General features: G+C 70.9%; 14 protein-coding genes. 5 read left to right on the top strand and 9 right to left on the bottom strand.

Translation table 11 applies throughout. The features are described from left to right. Window positions 1-44: 44 nt before the first annotated feature. From AMYNI_RS0131960 to glyA, 6 genes are read right to left on the bottom strand one after another with little or no spacing between them, the layout of a single operon-like run. Window positions 45-1,418 carry an L-serine ammonia-lyase gene (locus AMYNI_RS0131960; RefSeq protein WP_020672174.1) on the bottom strand — a complete coding sequence of 458 codons (1,374 nt, stop codon included), beginning with the start codon at window positions 1,416-1,418 and terminating at the stop codon, window positions 45-47. Continuing rightward, the gene (locus AMYNI_RS0131955) at window positions 1,415-2,026 is read right to left on the bottom strand and encodes a sarcosine oxidase subunit gamma (RefSeq protein ID WP_020672173.1); all 612 of its coding nucleotides are present in this window, start codon (window positions 2,024-2,026) and stop codon (window positions 1,415-1,417) included. The genes AMYNI_RS0131960 and AMYNI_RS0131955 overlap by 4 nt, the downstream gene beginning before the upstream one ends. Next, window positions 2,007-4,868 (bottom strand): 2Fe-2S iron-sulfur cluster-binding protein, encoded by a 2,862-nt coding sequence (locus AMYNI_RS0131950; RefSeq protein WP_020672172.1) that lies wholly within the window; start codon window positions 4,866-4,868, stop codon window positions 2,007-2,009. The genes AMYNI_RS0131955 and AMYNI_RS0131950 overlap by 20 nt, the downstream gene beginning before the upstream one ends. Beyond that, window positions 4,865-5,143, bottom strand: a complete 279-nt coding sequence (locus AMYNI_RS0131945; RefSeq protein ID WP_020672171.1) for a sarcosine oxidase subunit delta — start codon at window positions 5,141-5,143, stop codon at window positions 4,865-4,867. Before AMYNI_RS0131945 ends, AMYNI_RS0131950 begins: the two co-directional genes overlap by 4 nt. Window positions 5,144-5,166: 23 nt before the next feature. Beyond that, a complete protein-coding gene (locus AMYNI_RS0131940) occupies window positions 5,167-6,405 on the bottom strand; it encodes a sarcosine oxidase subunit beta family protein (RefSeq protein WP_020672170.1) in 1,239 nt (412 codons plus the stop codon). Then, entirely contained in the window at window positions 6,402-7,745 is a 1,344-nt protein-coding gene (gene glyA, locus AMYNI_RS0131935; RefSeq protein WP_020672169.1) for a serine hydroxymethyltransferase, read from the bottom strand. The genes AMYNI_RS0131940 and glyA overlap by 4 nt, the downstream gene beginning before the upstream one ends. 105 nt (window positions 7,746-7,850) lie before the next feature. Between glyA and AMYNI_RS0131930 the strand changes: the two genes are divergently transcribed. After that, window positions 7,851-8,492 carry a GntR family transcriptional regulator gene (locus AMYNI_RS0131930; RefSeq protein WP_020672168.1) on the top strand — a complete coding sequence of 214 codons (642 nt, stop codon included), beginning with the start codon at window positions 7,851-7,853 and terminating at the stop codon, window positions 8,490-8,492. Between the two features lie 51 nt (window positions 8,493-8,543). Here AMYNI_RS0131930 and AMYNI_RS0131925 read toward each other — a convergent pair whose 3' ends face one another. From AMYNI_RS0131925 to AMYNI_RS0131915, 3 genes are read right to left on the bottom strand one after another with little or no spacing between them, the layout of a single operon-like run. Then, on the bottom strand, window positions 8,544-9,698 hold the full coding sequence (locus AMYNI_RS0131925; protein WP_020672167.1) for an aromatic ring-hydroxylating oxygenase subunit alpha: 1,155 nt from the start codon (window positions 9,696-9,698) through the stop codon (window positions 8,544-8,546). Window positions 9,699-9,731: 33 nt separating this feature from the next. Then, complete coding sequence (locus tag AMYNI_RS0131920; RefSeq protein ID WP_020672166.1) at window positions 9,732-10,361, bottom strand: MBL fold metallo-hydrolase; 630 nt, start codon at window positions 10,359-10,361, stop codon at window positions 9,732-9,734. Further along, on the bottom strand, window positions 10,361-11,446 hold the full coding sequence (locus AMYNI_RS0131915) for an S-(hydroxymethyl)mycothiol dehydrogenase (RefSeq protein ID WP_026361202.1): 1,086 nt from the start codon (window positions 11,444-11,446) through the stop codon (window positions 10,361-10,363). The genes AMYNI_RS0131920 and AMYNI_RS0131915 overlap by 1 nt, the downstream gene beginning before the upstream one ends. Window positions 11,447-11,884: 438 nt before the next feature. Here AMYNI_RS0131915 and AMYNI_RS0131910 point away from each other — a divergent pair, with 438 nt between their 5' ends. From AMYNI_RS0131910 to AMYNI_RS0131895, 4 genes are all read left to right on the top strand, one after another. Continuing rightward, entirely contained in the window at window positions 11,885-12,202 is a 318-nt protein-coding gene (locus tag AMYNI_RS0131910; RefSeq protein WP_020672164.1) for a bifunctional 3-phenylpropionate/cinnamic acid dioxygenase ferredoxin subunit, read from the top strand. Beyond that, on the top strand, window positions 12,199-13,395 hold the full coding sequence (locus AMYNI_RS0131905) for an NAD(P)/FAD-dependent oxidoreductase (RefSeq protein ID WP_020672163.1): 1,197 nt from the start codon (window positions 12,199-12,201) through the stop codon (window positions 13,393-13,395). The genes AMYNI_RS0131910 and AMYNI_RS0131905 overlap by 4 nt, the downstream gene beginning before the upstream one ends. A 96-nt stretch (window positions 13,396-13,491) precedes the next feature. Continuing rightward, window positions 13,492-15,894, top strand: a complete 2,403-nt coding sequence (locus AMYNI_RS0131900) for an arylsulfatase (RefSeq protein ID WP_020672162.1) — start codon at window positions 13,492-13,494, stop codon at window positions 15,892-15,894. After that, window positions 15,891-16,778 carry a formylglycine-generating enzyme family protein gene (locus tag AMYNI_RS0131895; RefSeq protein WP_245574037.1) on the top strand — a complete coding sequence of 296 codons (888 nt, stop codon included), beginning with the start codon at window positions 15,891-15,893 and terminating at the stop codon, window positions 16,776-16,778. The genes AMYNI_RS0131900 and AMYNI_RS0131895 overlap by 4 nt, the downstream gene beginning before the upstream one ends. Window positions 16,779-16,786 lie beyond the last annotated feature (8 nt).

Raw genomic sequence — 16,786 nt, 5'->3', positions numbered from 1 at the left:
GCTAAGTCGCCGCGGCTCGCCCGGTCAACGCTTTCAGTGCGGTTTCAGCACTCCACGACGTTGAGCGCGAGCCCGCCGCGGGCGGTCTCCTTGTACTTGTCCTTCATGTCGGCGCCGGTCTCCCGCATCGTCTTGATCGCCTTGTCCAGGCTCACGTGGTGCACGCCGTCGCCGCGCACGGACATCCGCGCCGCCGTGATGGCTTTCACCGAAGCGATCGCGTTGCGCTCGATGCACGGGATCTGCACCAGGCCGCCCACCGGATCGCAGGTCAGGCCCAGGTTGTGCTCGATGCCGATCTCCGCGGCGTTCTCCACCTGTTCCGGGGAGCCGCCGAGCACCTCGGCCAGCCCGCCGGCCGCCATCGAGCAGGCCGAACCGACCTCGCCCTGACAGCCGACCTCCGCGCCCGAAATGGACGCGTTCTGCTTGAACAACATGCCGATCGCTCCCGCGGCGAGCAGGAAGTCCACCACGCCTTCATCCGACGCGCCCGGCACGAACATCCGGTAGTAGTGCAGCACCGCCGGGATGATCCCGGCCGCGCCGTTGGTGGGGGCGGTGACCACCCGGCCGCCGTCGGCGTTCTCCTCGTTCACCGCCAGCGCGAACATGGTCACCCATTCCATCGCCCGCAGCGGATCGCCGACATCACCGGTAGCCAGCAGGTGCGCGCGCAGGGCGGCCGCACGACGGCGGACCTTGAGCCCGCCGGGCAGCATGCCCCCGGTGCTACCGCCCCGCTGCACGCAGTCCCGCATCACCGACCAGATCTCCAGCAAGCCCGCCCGCACCTCGCTTTCCGGGCGGCGCGCCGTTTCGTTGGCCATCATCAGCGAGCTGATCGAACGGCCGGTGCGCGTGGTGTGCGCCAGCAGCTCCGCGGCGGTCGCGAACGGGAACGGGACACCGGTGCCGTCCTCGGCCAGGATCTTCCCGCCGGCCGCGTCCTCGCCGACCACGAACCCGCCGCCGACCGAGTAGTACGTGCGCTCGGACACCACCGCGCCCGCACCGTCCAGGCCGCGGAACACCATCCCGTTCGGGTGGAAGTCCAGCCGCTTCCGGCGGTGCAGCACGATGTCCTCGGTCATCGCGAATTCGATCGGGTGGCCACCGGCCAGCTCCAGCTTGCCGGTGCCCGCCACGGTGTCCACGGTGGGCCGCGCCCGCACCGGGTCCACCTCGTCCGGCGCGTGCCCGGCCAGGCCGAGCACGACCGCCGGCACGCTGCCGTGCCCGTGCCCGGTCGCGCCCAGCGAGCCGAACAGCTCGACCCGGACCGACGCGATATCGGCCAGCAGCCCGTCGTCGCGCAGGGAGTCCACATAGGTCTTCGCGGCGAGCATCGGGCCGACGGTGTGCGAACTGGACGGCCCGATGCCGATCTTGAACAGCTCGAACACGCTCAGGCTCATGACGGGCCCGCCCGGTACTCCACGCCCGCGTCGACCAGCCAGGCCGCGAAGTAGGCGGCGAACGACGAGCGGACGAGCACGGCGAACTCGCCGCGGGCGGCGTCGCGGACCAGCAGCACGATCCCGGTGCGGGCGAGCAGGGTCTGCACGCAAGTACCGGTCGGCGCGGCCGCCGGGTGCAAGTCGATCGAGCAGCCGTGCGCCAGCACGTCCCGCACGTTCGGCCCACCGAGCGCGACCGCGGTGCGCTGCGCGGACACATCCACCACCGCACCACTCGACTCGCCGATCGCCTGGCGCAGCACGTCTTCCAGCACACCCTGCAACCCGGGCCCGGCCAGCACGAGATATTCGTCCGGGCCCAGCCAGGCGACCTCGACCGCGCCGTACTGCCCGGTGCCGCTGGTGAAGGTGCAGGGTTCCGCCGGAAGTTCGACGCCGAGGGCGGTGCCTGCCACGGCCACCGCCTTGGCGTCGGCGACCCGCAGCGTGAGCTGGGTGAGGAAGGGCTGCTCGGCCGCGTGCACGGCGGGCGCCAGCCCGTCCAGCCGAGTGCTCCAATCAGCCAGCGGGCTGTACCGGATGCTTTCAGTGATTTCGGCCGTCACGGCGGGTTCCCTCCTTGTCGAACAGCACGGAGTCGGTCACGGTGACCGCGACCAACCGGTCCCCCACCGGGACGTGCAGGGTCTCGCCGATCCGCTCCCGCCCGGAACGCACCACGGCCAGCGCGAAGGTGCGTTCGAGCGCGGCGCTGGGGTAGCTCGAAGTGACGTGGCCGAGCATCCGCACCGGCGGTTCCGGCAGGTGGTCGGACTCGATGATCTGCGCCCCCTCTGGCAGCAGCACCGAGGGATCCACCGGCAGCAGTCCGACCAGCTGCTTGCGGTCGGGCCGGTTGTTCTCCGCCCGCGCGAAGGACCGTTTGCCGATGAAGTCCGTCTTCTTCTTGGACACCGCCCAGGACATGCCCAGATCCTGCGGGGTCACCGTGGCATCGGTATCCTGGCCGATGATCGGGTAGCCCTTCTCGGCCCGCAGCACGTGCATGGTTTCGGTGCCGTACGGGGTGATCCCGTACCGCTCGCCCGCCGCCATCAGCGCCTCCCACAGCGAAATGCCGTACCAGGCGTTCACGTTGATCTCGTAGGCCAGCTCGCCGGAGAAGCTGATCCGGCAGACCCGCGCCGGGATGCCCGCCACCATCGCGTCCCGCCAGGCCATGAAGCCGAACGCCTCGTTGCGCACGTCCAGCTCGGGTGCGAGCGCGCCGAGCACCTCCCGGGAACGCGGGCCGACCAGCGGGACGGTCACCCAGTGCTCGGTGACCGAGGTGGCGAAAACGTCCAGGTGCGGCCATTCCGTCTGCAGCCACTCCTCCATCCACTCCAGGATCTTCGCCGCGTTGCCGGTGGTGGTGGTGAGTAGGAAGCGGTCCTCGGCCACCCGGATCACGGTGCCATCGTCGAGCACCATGCCGTCGACCCCGCACATCACGCCGTACCGGATCCGCCCGACCTTCAGGTTGCTCATCATGTTCGTGTAGAGCATGTCCAGGAACACGCCGGCGTCCGCGCCCTGCACGTCGATCTTGCCCAGGGTGGAGCCGTCCATCAGTGCGACGCCTTCCCGCGCGGCGCGGCATTCCCGAAGCACCGCGGCATGCATGTCCTCGCCGGGCAACGGGTAGTACCGCGGCCGCTTCCACTGGCCGACGTCCTCGAACTCCGCGCCGTGCGCCAGATGCCACGGGTGCACGGCGGTCACCCGGACCGGGTCGTGCAGCTCGCCCCGGTCCCGGCCGGCCAGCGCGGCGAACGGCACCGAGGTGTAGGGCGGGCGGAAGGTGGTGGGCCGCTGCTCTGCCACGTCCACGCCCAGCGCCTCGGCGACGATCCCGGCGGCGAGCATGCCGGAGGTCTTGCCCTGGTCGTGCGCGGTGCCGATGGTGGTGTAGCGCTTGACGTGCTCCAGCGAGCGCAGCCCGGCACCGGTCGCGCGCAGCACGTCGGACACGGTCGCGTCCCGTTGCAGGTCCACGAACCTGGTGTCCTGCTCGTCCACTGTGGACCCGTCATCCGGCACCATCCAGAGCACCGCCGCCGGCAGCTCCTCCGGCCGGGCGTCGGACACCGGGAGCGCCGGTTCCGCCGCCGGGGCGAAACCCGCCGCGGCCGCCGCGGTCCTGCCCGCTTCACGGCCTTCCCGCACACAGCCCGCAAGTTCGAGTGTCCCGGCGGCGGACCCGGCGACGCGCAGCCCCGGCAGCGCACCGTCCGGGACGAACGCACCAAGCTCGCGCGCGTACCGCAGCTTTCCGCGCGCCTGGCTGTACAGGTGCACCGCCGGGTTCCAGCCGCCGGAGACGAGCAGCAGATCGCAGTCGACCGGATCGACCTTCCCACCGGGCGAGGCGATCCTGGCGGCCGAGACGCGCTGCTCGCCCTCGGTGCCGACGACCATCTGCCCGGCCCGGATCTCGATCCCCCTGGCCGCGCATTCGGCGGCCCACCCGCCGGGCGCGACCGGGCGCGCGTCCGCGATCGCGGCCACCTCCACCCCGGCGTCGGCCAGGTCGATGGCGGCGGCATACGCGCTGTCGGTGGTGGTGAACAGCACGGCACGGCGGCCGGGCAGCACGCCGTAGCGGTGCAGGTAGGTGCGCGCGGCACCGGCCAGCATGATGCCCGGCCGGTCGTTGCCGGCGAACACCACCGGACGCTCGTGCGCGCCGGTGGCGACCACGGTCTGCTTCGCCCTGATCCGCCAGACCCGTTGCCGCGCAACGCTTTCCGGAGCGGTGCCGAGGTGGTCGGTGCGCCGCTGCAGTGCGAGCACGAACCCGTCGTCGTAGGCGCCGAACGCGGTGGTGCGCTCCAGCACCAGCACTTCCGGCAGCTCCCGCAACTCCCGGACCACCGAACGCGCCCATTCCACGGCGGGTTTCAGGTCCAGGTACTCGTTCGAGCCCAGCAGCGAGCCGCCGCCCTCGGGCTGGTCGTCCACCAGCACCACCCGCGCGCCGCTACGCGCGGCGGCCAGCGCGGCGGTGAGACCGGCCGGGCCCGCACCGACCACCAGCACGTCGCAGTGCACGTGCTTGGCGTCGTACCGCGCGGGGTCCGGCTCGGTGGCCAGCCTGCCCTGACCGGGCAGTCCACGGGCGACGAGTCCGTCGTAGAGCTCCACGGTGGTCGCGGTCAGCATCGGCTCCGGGAACGGCTCCTCGAGCTGCACCAGCGCGTTCGCGTCCTCGACCCCGGCCGCCATGATGCCGCGGGGGCGGCCGAACCTGATGCTGCTCGCGACCCGGTGCACCCCGTTGGCCAGCAACGCGGAGGCCAGGGTGTCACCGCGGTGGCCGGTCATCCAGCGGCCGTCGAAGCTGAACTCCAGCCTGGTCTCCCGGTCGACGAGGCCACCGTGGGGCAGCCGGAAGGGCGCGTTCACGAGAGCACCGGCCTCGGCTCGCCGACGCGGTACACCGCGAGCAGGTCATGGGTCCTGGTGTCGCGGACGGCGTTGAACCAGCGGCGGCAGCCGGCCGCGTGGCTCCAGCGCTCCGCGAACGGCCCGCTCGGGTTGTCGCGGAAGAAGACGAACTTCGCCCACTCCTCGTCGGACAGCGCCGACGGGTCCGCCGGGTAGGCCACATGGGCCTGGCCGCCGTAGTGGAACTCGGCTTCTTCACGGGGCCCGCACCACGGGCAGGGGATCAGTTGCATGACGGCTCCAGTGCGGTTGGCGGTCAGTGCGCGACGGCGGCGGCGCCGTGCTCGTCGACGAGTGCGCCGGTGGTGAACCGCTCCAAGGTGAACGGCTCGGTGTAGGGATGCGGCTTGTTCTTGGCGACGGTGTGCGCGAAGCAGTCGCCGACGCCAGGGGTCGCCTTGAACCCGCCGGTGCCCCAGCCGCAGTTGAGGTACAGCCCGTCCACCGGGGTCAGCCCGACGATCGGGGAGGCGTCCGGGCTGACGTCCACGATGCCGGCCCAGGTGCGCAGCAGGTGCGCCCTGGCGAAGACCGGGAACAGCTCCAGCGCGGCCGACATCTGCTGCTCGATGATGTGGAAGGAGCCGCGCTGCCCGTAGCCGTTGTAGCTGTCGATTCCGGCGCCCATCACCAGTTCGCCCTTGTGCGCCTGGGAGACGTAGACGTGCACCGCGTTGGACATGACCACCGTGGGATGCACCGGCTCGAGCAGCTCGGACACCAGTGCCTGCAGGGGATGCGAGACCACCGGCAGCTCCAGTCCTGCCATCGCGCCGAGCACCGAGGAGTGGCCGGCCGCGCACAGCGCCACCTTTCCGGCGGCGATGCGGCCACTGGTGGTCTCGACACCGGTGACGCAGCCGTGCGCGGTCTCGATGCCGGTCACCTCGCAGTTCTGGATCAGGTCGACCCCGAGTTCGGCCGCCGCGCGGGCGTAACCCCAGGCCACGTAGTCGTGCTTGGCGATCCCGGCCCTCGGCTGGAAGGTGGCGCCCAGCACCGGGTAGCGGACGTCGCCGGAGATGTTGACGATCGGGCAGATCTCCTTGACCTGCGCGGGTTCCACCCATTCCGCGTCGATCCCGTTGAGCCGGTTCGCGTTGACCCGGCGGACGCTGTCGCGGACGTCCTGCAGGCTGTGCGCGAGGTTCAGCACGCCGCGCTGGTCGAACAGGATCGGGTAGTCCAGCTCGGCTTCGAGGCCCTCCCACAGTTTCAGGGAGTGCTCGTAGATGCCCGAGCTCTCGTCCCACAGGTAGTTGGACCGGATGATGGTCGTGTTGCGGGCCATGTTGCCGCCGGCGAGCCAGCCCTTCTCCAGCACCGCCACGTTGGTGATGCCGTGCACCTTCGCCAGGTAGTAGGCGGTCGCGAGGCCGTGCCCGCCGCCGCCGACGACCACCACGTCGTAGGAAGGGGCGGGGTCGGGATTGGGCCAGAGGAAGCCGGGATGGTCCGGCAGGTGCGCGCCGGGGGTCGTTGCGGCGTTGGTCATCGCGGCGCCTCCTGCTGCTGCGGGTAGAGCGGGAACCGGCCGGCCAGCGCGGACACCCTGGCCCGCAGCGACCCGGCCACGTCTTCGTCGAAGGAGGGCAGCAGTGCGGTGGCGATGATGTCGGCCACCTCGCGGAACTCGTCCTCCCCGAAGCCCCTTGCCGCCAGCGCGGGCGTGCCGATGCGGACCCCGGAGGTCACCATCGGCGGGCGCGGGTCGAACGGCACCGCGTTGCGGTTCACCGTGATGCCGACCGAATGCAGCCGGTCTTCGGCCTGCCTGCCGTCCAGCTCCGAGTCGCGCAGGTCCACCAGCACCAGGTGAACGTCGGTGCCGCCGGTGAGCACGGAGATCCCGGCTTCGGCGGTGTCCTGCCCGAGCAGCCGCTCGGCCAGGATCTTCGCCCCCGCCAGTGTCCGCCGCTGACGCTCGGCGAACTCCGGTTCCGCGGCCATCTTGAAGGCCACCGCCTTGGCCGCGATCACGTGCTGCAGCGGGCCGCCCTGCTGGCCGGGGAACACCGCCGAGTTGACCTTCTTGGCCAGCGCCGGGTCACCGGTCAGGATCACGCCGCCGCGCGGGCCGCCGAGCGTCTTGTGCGTGGTGGTGGTAGTGACGTGCGCGTGCGGCACCGGCGACGGATGCAGGCCGGCCGCGACCAGCCCGGCGAAATGGGCCATGTCGACCATCAGGTAGGCGCCGACCTCGTCGGCGATCTCGCGGAACCGCGCGAAGTCCAGCTGCCGGGGGTACGCCGACCAGCCCGCGATGATCAGCCGCGGCCGGTGCTCGCTGGCCAGGCGCGCGACCTCGTCGAGGTCGATCCGGAAGTCCGCGGCGGACACTTCGTAGGCGGCGACCTGGTAGAGCAGTCCGGAGAAGTTGATCCGCATGCCGTGCGTCAGGTGCCCGCCGTGGGCGAGCGAAAGGCCGAGGATGGTGTCCCCCGGGTCGATCAGCGCGGCCATCGCGGCGGCGTTCGCCTGCGCGCCCGAATGCGGCTGCACATTGGCGAAACCCGCGCCGAACAATGACTTGACGCGCTCCAGCGCGAGGTTCTCGATGACGTCCACGTGCTCGCAGCCGCCGTAGTACCGCCGTCCCGGATAGCCCTCGGCGTACTTGTTGGTCAGCACCGAGCCCTGCGCCTGGAGCACCGCGCTCGGGGCGAAGTTCTCACTGGCGATCATCTCCAGGGTCGACCGCTGCCGGACCAGCTCCGCGTCGATCGCCGCGGCCACCGCTGGGTCGAAGTCCCGCAGTGACTGGTTCTGGGGCTGGTTCTGGGGCTGGTTCTGGGGCTGATTCTGGGTGCCCTGGTGGTCGATCGTCGCGGTCATGCGAAGCCTGCTTTCCGTCTCGATGCCGAGGGGAGACTGATCGACTATTGGTATATCAGTCTTCGATGTAGAGTAGGTCGGGTGAGTACACAGGTCAATATCGAGATGCCCGGCGCCGGCCCCTCGCTCGCGGAGAAGGCGTACCTCTTCATCCGCGACCGTCTCGTCATGCTCGACATCAAGCCGGGCGAGCCGATCAACGAGGACTGGCTGAGCGGCTCGCTCGACATGGGACGCACCCCGATCCGCGAAGCGCTCAAACGGCTGGAGAGCGAGCGGCTGGTCGTCGCCTTCCCCCGGCGCGGGACCTTCGCCACCGAGGTGAACATCGCCGACCTCGCGCACATCTCCGAGGTCCGCCGCACCCTCGAGCCGATGGCCACCGCGGCGGCCGCCGAACGGGCCACCTCGGACGACCGCCAGGAGCTGACCGGACTGCTCACCCGGCTCAAGCCGGCCACCGGCATCGCCGGCAACACCGAGTTGCTCAGGACCGACCTCGACGTGCACCGGGCGATCTACCGGTGCGTGTACAACCCGTTCCTGGAAGACACCCTGATCCGCTACGACAACCTGGCGACCCGGATCTGGTGCGTGTTCGTGCCGAGGCTGAAAGGTATGGCCGGGCACGTGAACGAGCACCGGCCGCTGCTCACCGCGATCATCAAGGGCGACGCGAAGAAGGCCGCGGAGCTGACCCTGGAACACGTGACGGGCTTCGAAACCGCCATCCGCGCGCTGATCTGACCTTCGCCGCACCCGGCTCACCCGTGCCATGTGTCGCCCCGGCCGCCGCGGTCAACGATCCGGGGCGTCGATCTTGGCCCGGACCCAGTCGTGGAACTCGCCGATGTGGTGCTCACTGGGCACAAGCACCCCGCCGTTGGCGTACGCCCGCGAGTCCATGGTGAGCTGGCAGCGCTCGCAGGCGTCGAAGTCCTGCTGGTTGACCCGGTCGAACAGCTCGATCGAACGCGACAGGTCCCGGCCGGACTCCAACACCTCGGGCAGGTACAGCCAGTCGCACTGGACCAGCGTGCGATCCGGCGCCAACGGGAACATCCGGTGCAGGATCACGTGGTCCGGAACCAGGTTGACGAACACCTGGGGGCGCACGGTGATCGCGTAGTACCGGCGGTCCTGGTGCTCCCCCACGCCGGGCAGCCGGTCCGCGCCCGCGCTGCCGTCCACGGTGAACCCCTGCACGCCTTCGCCGAACTCGGCGCCGTGCCCGACGTAGTACTGGGCGGCGAACCCGTCGGCGAACTCGGGCAGCACCTCGGTCAGCTCCGGGTGGATGGTCGCGCAGTGGTAGCACTCCATGAAGTTCTCGATGATCTGCTTCCAGTTGGCCCGCACGTCGTACTCGATCCGCTGGCCGAGGCCGAGTTCATCGATCCGGTAGGCGTCGATCTCGCCGGGGCCGCCGAGCCGCCCGGACACGTCGGCCATCACGGTGTCCGCAAAGGACGGTGGCCGATCGGCGAGGCAGACCCAGGCGTAGCCGAGCCATTCCCGCAGGTGCACCCGGGTCAGGCCGTACTCGGTCCGGTCGATGTCCGGCATCCCGGTCAGGTTCGGCGCGGCGATCAGCTTGCCGTCAAGGCCGTAGGTCCAGGCGTGGTACGGGCACTGGAAGGACCGTTTGACCGCACCGCTTTCCGCCGTGCACAGCCGGGCGCCGCGGTGCCGGCAGACGTTCAGGAAAGCGTTCAGCGCACCGTCTCGGCCGCGGGCGATCAGCACGCTCTCCCGGCCCACCTGCACGGTCTGGAACGCTCCCGGCGACGGCAGGTCGGCGCCGCGCACCGCGCAGAACCAGCTCTCCTCGAAGATCTTCGCCTGCTCCAGCGCGAAGATGCCGGGGTCGGTGTAGTAGTGACCGGGCAGCGTGGCCAGCAGGCTCTGCGGCAGCTCGGTGGTGATCCCAGCGGTCGTTTCGGTGGTGCTCACGGCCTTGCTCCTCTCCAGTGCGGGACACCCGGGTCAGTGACCGCGCGCGATCCACTCGTCCAGGTGCGGCGCCTCCGCGCCGATGGTGGTGCCCTCACCGTGTCCGGTGTGGACGGTGGTGCGCCCGTCCAGCACCAACAGCCGCGCCGAAATCGAGTCGATGATGGCACCGAAGTCGGAGTACGAGCGGCCGGTGGCGCCCGGTCCGCCCCGGAAGAGCGTGTCCCCGGAGAAGAGCCAGCCGCGCTCCGGCACGTGCAGGCACACACTCCCCCAGGTGTGCCCTGGGGTGTGCAGCACGTGCAGATCGAGGCCCGCCACCGAAAGCACCTCGCCGTCGGACAGCGTCCAGTCCGGTTTCCGCGCGGGGTACTGGTGGTCCCACAGCTCCCGGTCCGCCGGATGCAGCAGGACCGGCGCACCGGCCTTGTCCGCCAGCCAGGCCGCGCCGTTGATGTGGTCGTTGTGCGCGTGCGTGCAGAAGATCCCGGTCACCGAACGGTCGCCGACCGCGGCCAGCACCCGCTCCGGATCGTGCGCCGGGTCGACGACGAGGCATTCGGAGTCGTCGCCGATGATCCAGACGTTGTTCTCCACCGCGAAGGTGCCACCGTCGAGCACGAAGTCCCCGGCGGTGCGGACGAGTTCGGCACTGGCCGCCATCAGAGCACGACCACCGAACGCAGCACTTCGCCGCGGTGCATCTTCTCGAACGCCCGCTCCACGTCGTCGAGTGCGATCGTCTCGGTGACGAACTCGCCGAGCGGCAGCCTGCCCTGGCGGTACAGGTCCACCAGCATCGGGAAGTCGCGGCTGGGCAGGCAGTCGCCGTACCAGGACGACTTGACCGCGCCGCCGCGGGAGAACACGTCCACCAGCGGCAGTTCCAGCCGCATCTCCGGGGTGGGCACGCCGACCAGCACCAGGGTGCCGGCCAGGTCGCGGGCGTAGAACCCCTGCTCGAAGGTTTCCGGACGGCCGACCGCGTCGATCACCACGTCCGCGCCGTTGCCGCCGGTGAGCGCGCGGATCGCCTCGACCGGATCGGTCTTCGCCGCGTTGACCAGCTGGGTCGCGCCGAGGCCGCGGGCCAGTGCCAGCTTGCCCTCGTCGAGGTCCACCGCGATCACCTCGCGCGCACCGGCCAGCCGCGCGCCGGCCACCGCGGCACCGCCGACGCCGCCGCAGCCGAACACGGCCACCGAGTCGCCGCGGCCCACCTGCCCGGTGTTGATGGCGGCGCCGATCCCGGCCATCACCCCGCAGCCGAGCAGGCCGGCCACCTCCGGGCGGACCCCGGGATCGACCCTGGTGCACTGCCCGGCCGCGACCAGTGTCTTCTCCGCGAACGCGCCGATGCCCAGCGCGGGCGACAGCGGCGTGCCGTCCAGGAGCGTCATCGGCTGCTCGGCGTTGTGCGTGTCGAAGCAGTACCAGGGACGGCCACGGCGGCAGGCCCGGCAAACGCCGCAGACCGCGCGCCAGTTCAGCACCACGAAGTCGCCGGCGGCCAGGTCGCTCACCCCGGCACCGACCGCCTCCACCACACCCGCGGCCTCGTGCCCGAGCAAGAAGGGGAACTGGTCGTTGATCCCGCCCTCGCGGTAGTGCAGGTCCGTATGGCAGACACCGCAGGCCTGCACCCGGACCACCGCCTCACCGGGACCCGGCTCCGGCACCAGGATGTCCACGAGCTCGACCGGCGCACCTTCCTTGCGGGCGACCACGCCCCGAACCTGTTGTGGCACAGGCTCACTCCTCTCCGCGAATCCGGATGTCGTCAGTTGGGGGGAAGGGCAACGCGCCCGGAAGTCCGAGGGTTCTGGAGTAGTTGCGTATTACGCGATGTGTTGCCCAATGGGGAACACAATGAGGGCGGGTCGGACGAGCTGTCAAGACGCGGTTTTCCACGACCCCCGGATGGACGAGAGCTACCGAACGGTAGGACCTCGCCGCGCGGACTCCCCAGAATCTTGCGGGACACCCGCACCCGATCGATGGGGGCATGCGCAAAAAGCCTCGCATGCCCCCATCTCAGCTATAAGCGGGAAAACCCGCGAAACCCGCCCCCGCGCACCTCTTGACGTGCTTCGACCAGGAGATCAGACTTTGTTGCGTAGAGCACTTCGTGTTCCTTAATACGCAACACCCACTCTCAACTCCCCCAGCGCTTCCCGGAGGTCGACATGATGCGCGCGTGCACGGTGGACGAGCTGCCCCCCGGCGAATCCGTCCGGATCCCCGGGGCCGCGCCCATCGCGGTGTTCAACGCCGACGGCGAGTTCTACGCCATCGACGACACCTGCAGCCACCAGGACGCGTCCCTATCGGACGGATGGCTGGAGGGCTGCTTCGTCGAATGCCCCCTGCACGCCGCCCTGTTCGACCTGCGCACCGGCATGCCGTCCTGCCTGCCGGCCAAGAAGCCGGTCCGCACCTACTCCGTGCTCGTCGACTCCGGCGTCATCTACGTGCAGGCGGATGCGCGCGAGGACGCCGCGTGAAGAGCATCGCGATCATCGGCGCCTCGCTGGCCGGTGTTCGCGCGGCCCAGGAGCTGCGGGCCCAGGGCTACGACGGCCGGCTGGAGATCGTCGGCGAAGAGGCACACCGGCCCTACGACCGGCCGCCGCTGTCCAAGTCCTTTCTCGCCGGCACCGCCGGCCACGACGCGCTGGAACTGCTCGAAGCCGAGGACGATGACGAACTCGGCCTGCGGTACCGGCTCGGTGTGCGCGCCGAACGCCTCGACCCCGGCAACGGTGTGGTCGCGCTCTCCGACGGGAACGAGCTGGCGGTGGACGGCGTGGTGATCGCGACCGGCGGCCGGGCCCGCACGCTGCCGGGCGCGGAAGGGGTCGCCGGGGTGCACGTGCTGCGCAACCTTGACGACGCGCTGCGGCTGCGGGCGGAACTCACCGACGGCGCACCGAGGGTGGTCGTGGTCGGCGCCGGTTTCATCGGCGCGGAGGTCGCGTCGACCTGCCGCGGCCTCGGTCTCGAAGTCACCGTGCTGGAGTCGCTCGCCACCCCGCTGGCCACCGTGCTGGGGCCCGAGCTCGGCGCGGCCTGCGCCGCCCTGCACACCGACCACGGCACCCGGCTTCGCTGCGGCACCACCGTTCGCGAGCTGAGCACCACCAGCGACGGCCCGCGCGGGCACCGGGTGACCGGCGTCCGGCTCGACGACGGCGAGCACCTCCCGGCGGACGTGGTGGTAGTCGGGATCGGCATGACACCGGCGACCGGGTGGCTGGCCGGTTCCGGGCTGGCCGTCGGCGACGGGGTGCACACCGACGGCGGACTGGTCACCAGCCTGCCCACGGTGGTTGCGATCGGCGACGTGGCCCGCTACCGCCCGGCCAGCACCGGGCGGCGGCTGCGCCACGAGCACTGGACGAACGCCACCGAGCAGGCCGGAGTCGCGGTCGCCAACCTGCTGGCCGGGCACACCGCGCGGCAGCACACCGCCAGTGGCTACGTCTGGTCCGACCAGTACTCGGCCACCCTCCAGATCGCCGGCCACCCCGCGCCGGACGACGAGGTGGTGATCGTCGACGGCAGCATCGAGGACCGCGCCTTCGTGGCCACCTACCAGCGCGACGGTGTGACGGTCGGTGTTTTCGCGATGAACAACGCGCGGCTGTTCAACCGGATCCGGCGGCAGCACCGGCACTCCACCGCCGCGGTCGCCTGACCTGCCGACTCCACCGCGGTGCCGTCACCCTGGTCGGTCCGACCGCCTAAGTAGCGTGGGCGGAAAAGATCAAGGGGCGCTCAGGAGGAGAAGCACATGGGTGAGTTCGAAGCCGGCCGCCACGTACTCCCGCGGCCGGAGCCGCACCGGCCGGTGGCGACCGCGATGGGCATCGGGGACCAGCGTGCCCCGTTCCACCCGGTCGGCCCGGTCCCGCCGCCGGCGGGGGCACCCAACGTGGTCATCGTGCTGCTCGACGACCTGGGTTTCGGCACGTCCAGCTCGTTCGGCGGGCCCTGCGAGATGCCAACCGCCGAGCGGCTCGCCGCCGACGGCCTCCGCTACACCCGGTTCCACGTGACCGCGCTCTGCTCGCCGACCCGGCAGGCCCTGCTGACCGGCCGCAACCACCACTCGGTCGGGATGGGCGGCACCACCGAGATGGCCACCTCGGCCCCCGGCTACCACGGGTTCCGGCCGAGGAGCGCCGCCACGATCGCGCAGATCCTGCAGGGCAACGGGTACAGCACCGCCGCGTTCGGCAAGTGGCATCAGACCCCGCCGCGGGAGATCAGCGCGGTCGGGCCGTTCGACCGCTGGCCGACCGGCGAGGGTTTCGACACCTTCTACGGGTTCATGGGCGCGGAAATGAACCACTGGTACCCGCTGCTGTACCAGGGCACCACGCCGGTGGAGCCCGAGCGGCGCCCCGAGGACGGGTACCACCTCTCCGAAGACCTCGTCGACCACGCCATCGACTGGGTGCGGACGCAGCACACGCTAACCCCCGACCGGCCGTTCTTCACCTACCTCGCGCTCGGCGCCGCGCACGCCCCGCTGCACGTCGGCCCCGAATGGCGGGAGAAGTACCGCGGCCGGTTCGACCACGGCTGGGACCGGCAGCGGGAGCTCACCCTCGAACGCCAGAAGGAGCTCGGTGTGGTGCCCGAGAGCACGGAGCTGGCGAGCTGGGCCGAAGGCGTCCCGCACTGGGACGAGCTGACCGGCACGCAGCGCCGGCTCGCGGCCAGGTTCATGGAAACCTACGCCGGGTTCACCGAGCACGCCGACGCGCAGGTCGGCCGGTTCACCGCCGCACTGGACGAGCTCGGCGAACTGGACAACACGCTGTTCCTCTACATCCTCGGCGACAACGGCGCGTCCGGGGAGGGCGGGATCGAAGGCACCATCGTGGAGCACCGGCTCGGCCACGGGGTGGTGGACGACCCGGAGGAGATGATCGGCCACCTCGATGAGATCGGCGGCCCGCACAGCTACCCGATCGCCCCGGCGGGCTGGGCGCTCGCGCTGAACACGCCGTTCCAGTGGACCAAGCAGGTCGCCTCGCACCTCGGCGGCACCCGGGACGGCATGATCATGCACTGGCCGCGCGGGATCGACGAGCGCGGCGGCCTGCGCCACCAGTTCCACCACGTCATCGACGTGCTGCCGACCGTGCTGGACTGCGCGGGCATCCCGGCGCCGTTCAGCGTGGACGGGGTACCGCAGCAGCCGATCGAGGGCACCAGCATGCGCGAGACGCTGGCCGACCCGCGTGCCGCCGAGCGGCGCCGCACGCAGTACTTCGAAATGTGCGGCAACCGCGGGATCTACCACGAGGGCTGGATGGCCGTCACCCGGCACGGGGTGCCCTGGGAAATGGTGCCCGCACACGGAAAGCGGTTCTCCGACGACGTGTGGGAGCTGTACGACCTGGAGCGGGACTGGAGCCAGGCGCACGACCTCGCCGCCGCGCATCCCGAAAAGCTGCGCGAGCTTCAGGAGCTGTTCCTGATCGAGGCGGCCAAGCATCAGGTGTTCCCGCTGGACGACCGGGTCACCGAACGGGAGAACCCGGCCGTGGCCGGGCGCATCGACCTGCTCGGCGACCGTTCTTCGGTGACCTACCGCGGCGGGATGCGCCGGTTCACCGAGGAAACCACGCCCAATATCAAGAACCGCTCGCACAGCGTCACCGCGGACATCAACGTGCCAGACGTGCCAGACGTGCCAGGCGTGCCGGGTTCCGGCGCCGAGGGCGTGCTCATCGCGCAGGGCGGCCGGTTCGGCGGCTGGTCGCTGTACGTCGTCGGGGGACGGCCCGCCTACGTCTACAACTACTTCGGGATGGAGCTGTACACGGTCCGCGGCGCGGAGGCTCTCACCCCGGGGCGGCACGAGGTGCGGCTGGAGTTCGAGTACGACGGCGGCGGGCTCGGCAAGGGCGGCGGCGCGACGCTCATCGTGGACGGTGCGAAGCAGGCGACCGGCCGGGTGGAGCGGACCATCCCGTACTACTTCTCGTTCGACGAGACGCTGAACGTCGGCGTGGACCTGAGCACCCCGGTGACCGACGATTACCCGGTGATCGACAACGAGTTCACCGGGGTGGTGCACACGGTCCGGATCGATCTGGACCCCGGAGACAACACTGGAGGCACTGGAGACGGGCCCGGTTTCGACGGCGGGCTGTACCGGCGCGTGCTGGGGGCGCAGTGAGCTGCTGTGCCCCGTCCGGCGGCGGGGCGGCCGACGGGACGGGGAAAGCACCGCCCCGGCCGGCCGCCGGTCCGGCGGACACCGAGGGCATGGTGACCATTCCGGCCGGCGAGTTCCTGATGGGCAGCGAGGACGCGTTCGCCTATCCCGGTGACGGCGAAGGCCCGGTCCGCGCGGTGACCCTGCCGTCGTTCCGGATGTCCGCCCGCGCGGTGTCCAATGCGGAATTCCGGCGGTTCGCCGACGCGACCGGTTACCGCACCTCGGCCGAGCGGTACGGCTGGAGCTTCGTCTTCGCCGGGCTGCTCCCGGACGACTTCCCGCCGACCCGCGGGGTCGCCGCTGCGCCGTGGTGGCGCCAGGTCGAGGGGGCCGACTGGCGGCACCCGGAAGGCCCGCAGTCCACTGTGGACGAGCGGGGCGGGCATCCGGTCGTGCACGTGGACTGGCAGGACGCACGGGCCTACTGCGCCTGGGCCGGCAAGCGGCTGCCCACCGAAGCGGAATGGGAGCGGGCCGCCAGGGGTGGCGAACAGGGCCGGGTGTTCCCATGGGGCGACGAGCTGGAACCGGGCGGGGAGCACCGGATGAACGTCTGGCAGGGCGAGTTCCCCCGGTACAACTCGGAAGCGGACGGCTGGTACGGCACCTGCCCGGTGGACGCGTTCGAGCCCAACGGCTTCGGCCTGTACAACATGACCGGCAACATCTGGGAGTGGTGCGCCGACCGGTTCCGTCCCGGCCCCGGCGGCCGCCACGTCACCAAGGGCGGATCGTATCTGTGCCACAGCTCCTACTGCCGCCGCTACCGGGTCGCCGCGCGGCAGGGGCTCACCCCGGACTCGACGACCGGCAACCTCGGCTTCCGGTGCGTGCTGGACTAGCCGTCGCC

The organism is Amycolatopsis nigrescens CSC17Ta-90 (assembly GCF_000384315.1).
Lineage (GTDB): Bacteria > Actinomycetota > Actinomycetes > Mycobacteriales > Pseudonocardiaceae > Amycolatopsis > Amycolatopsis nigrescens.
The sequence above is the reverse complement of the archived record's forward strand: the minus strand, read 5'-3'. Positions and strand labels throughout refer to the sequence as shown.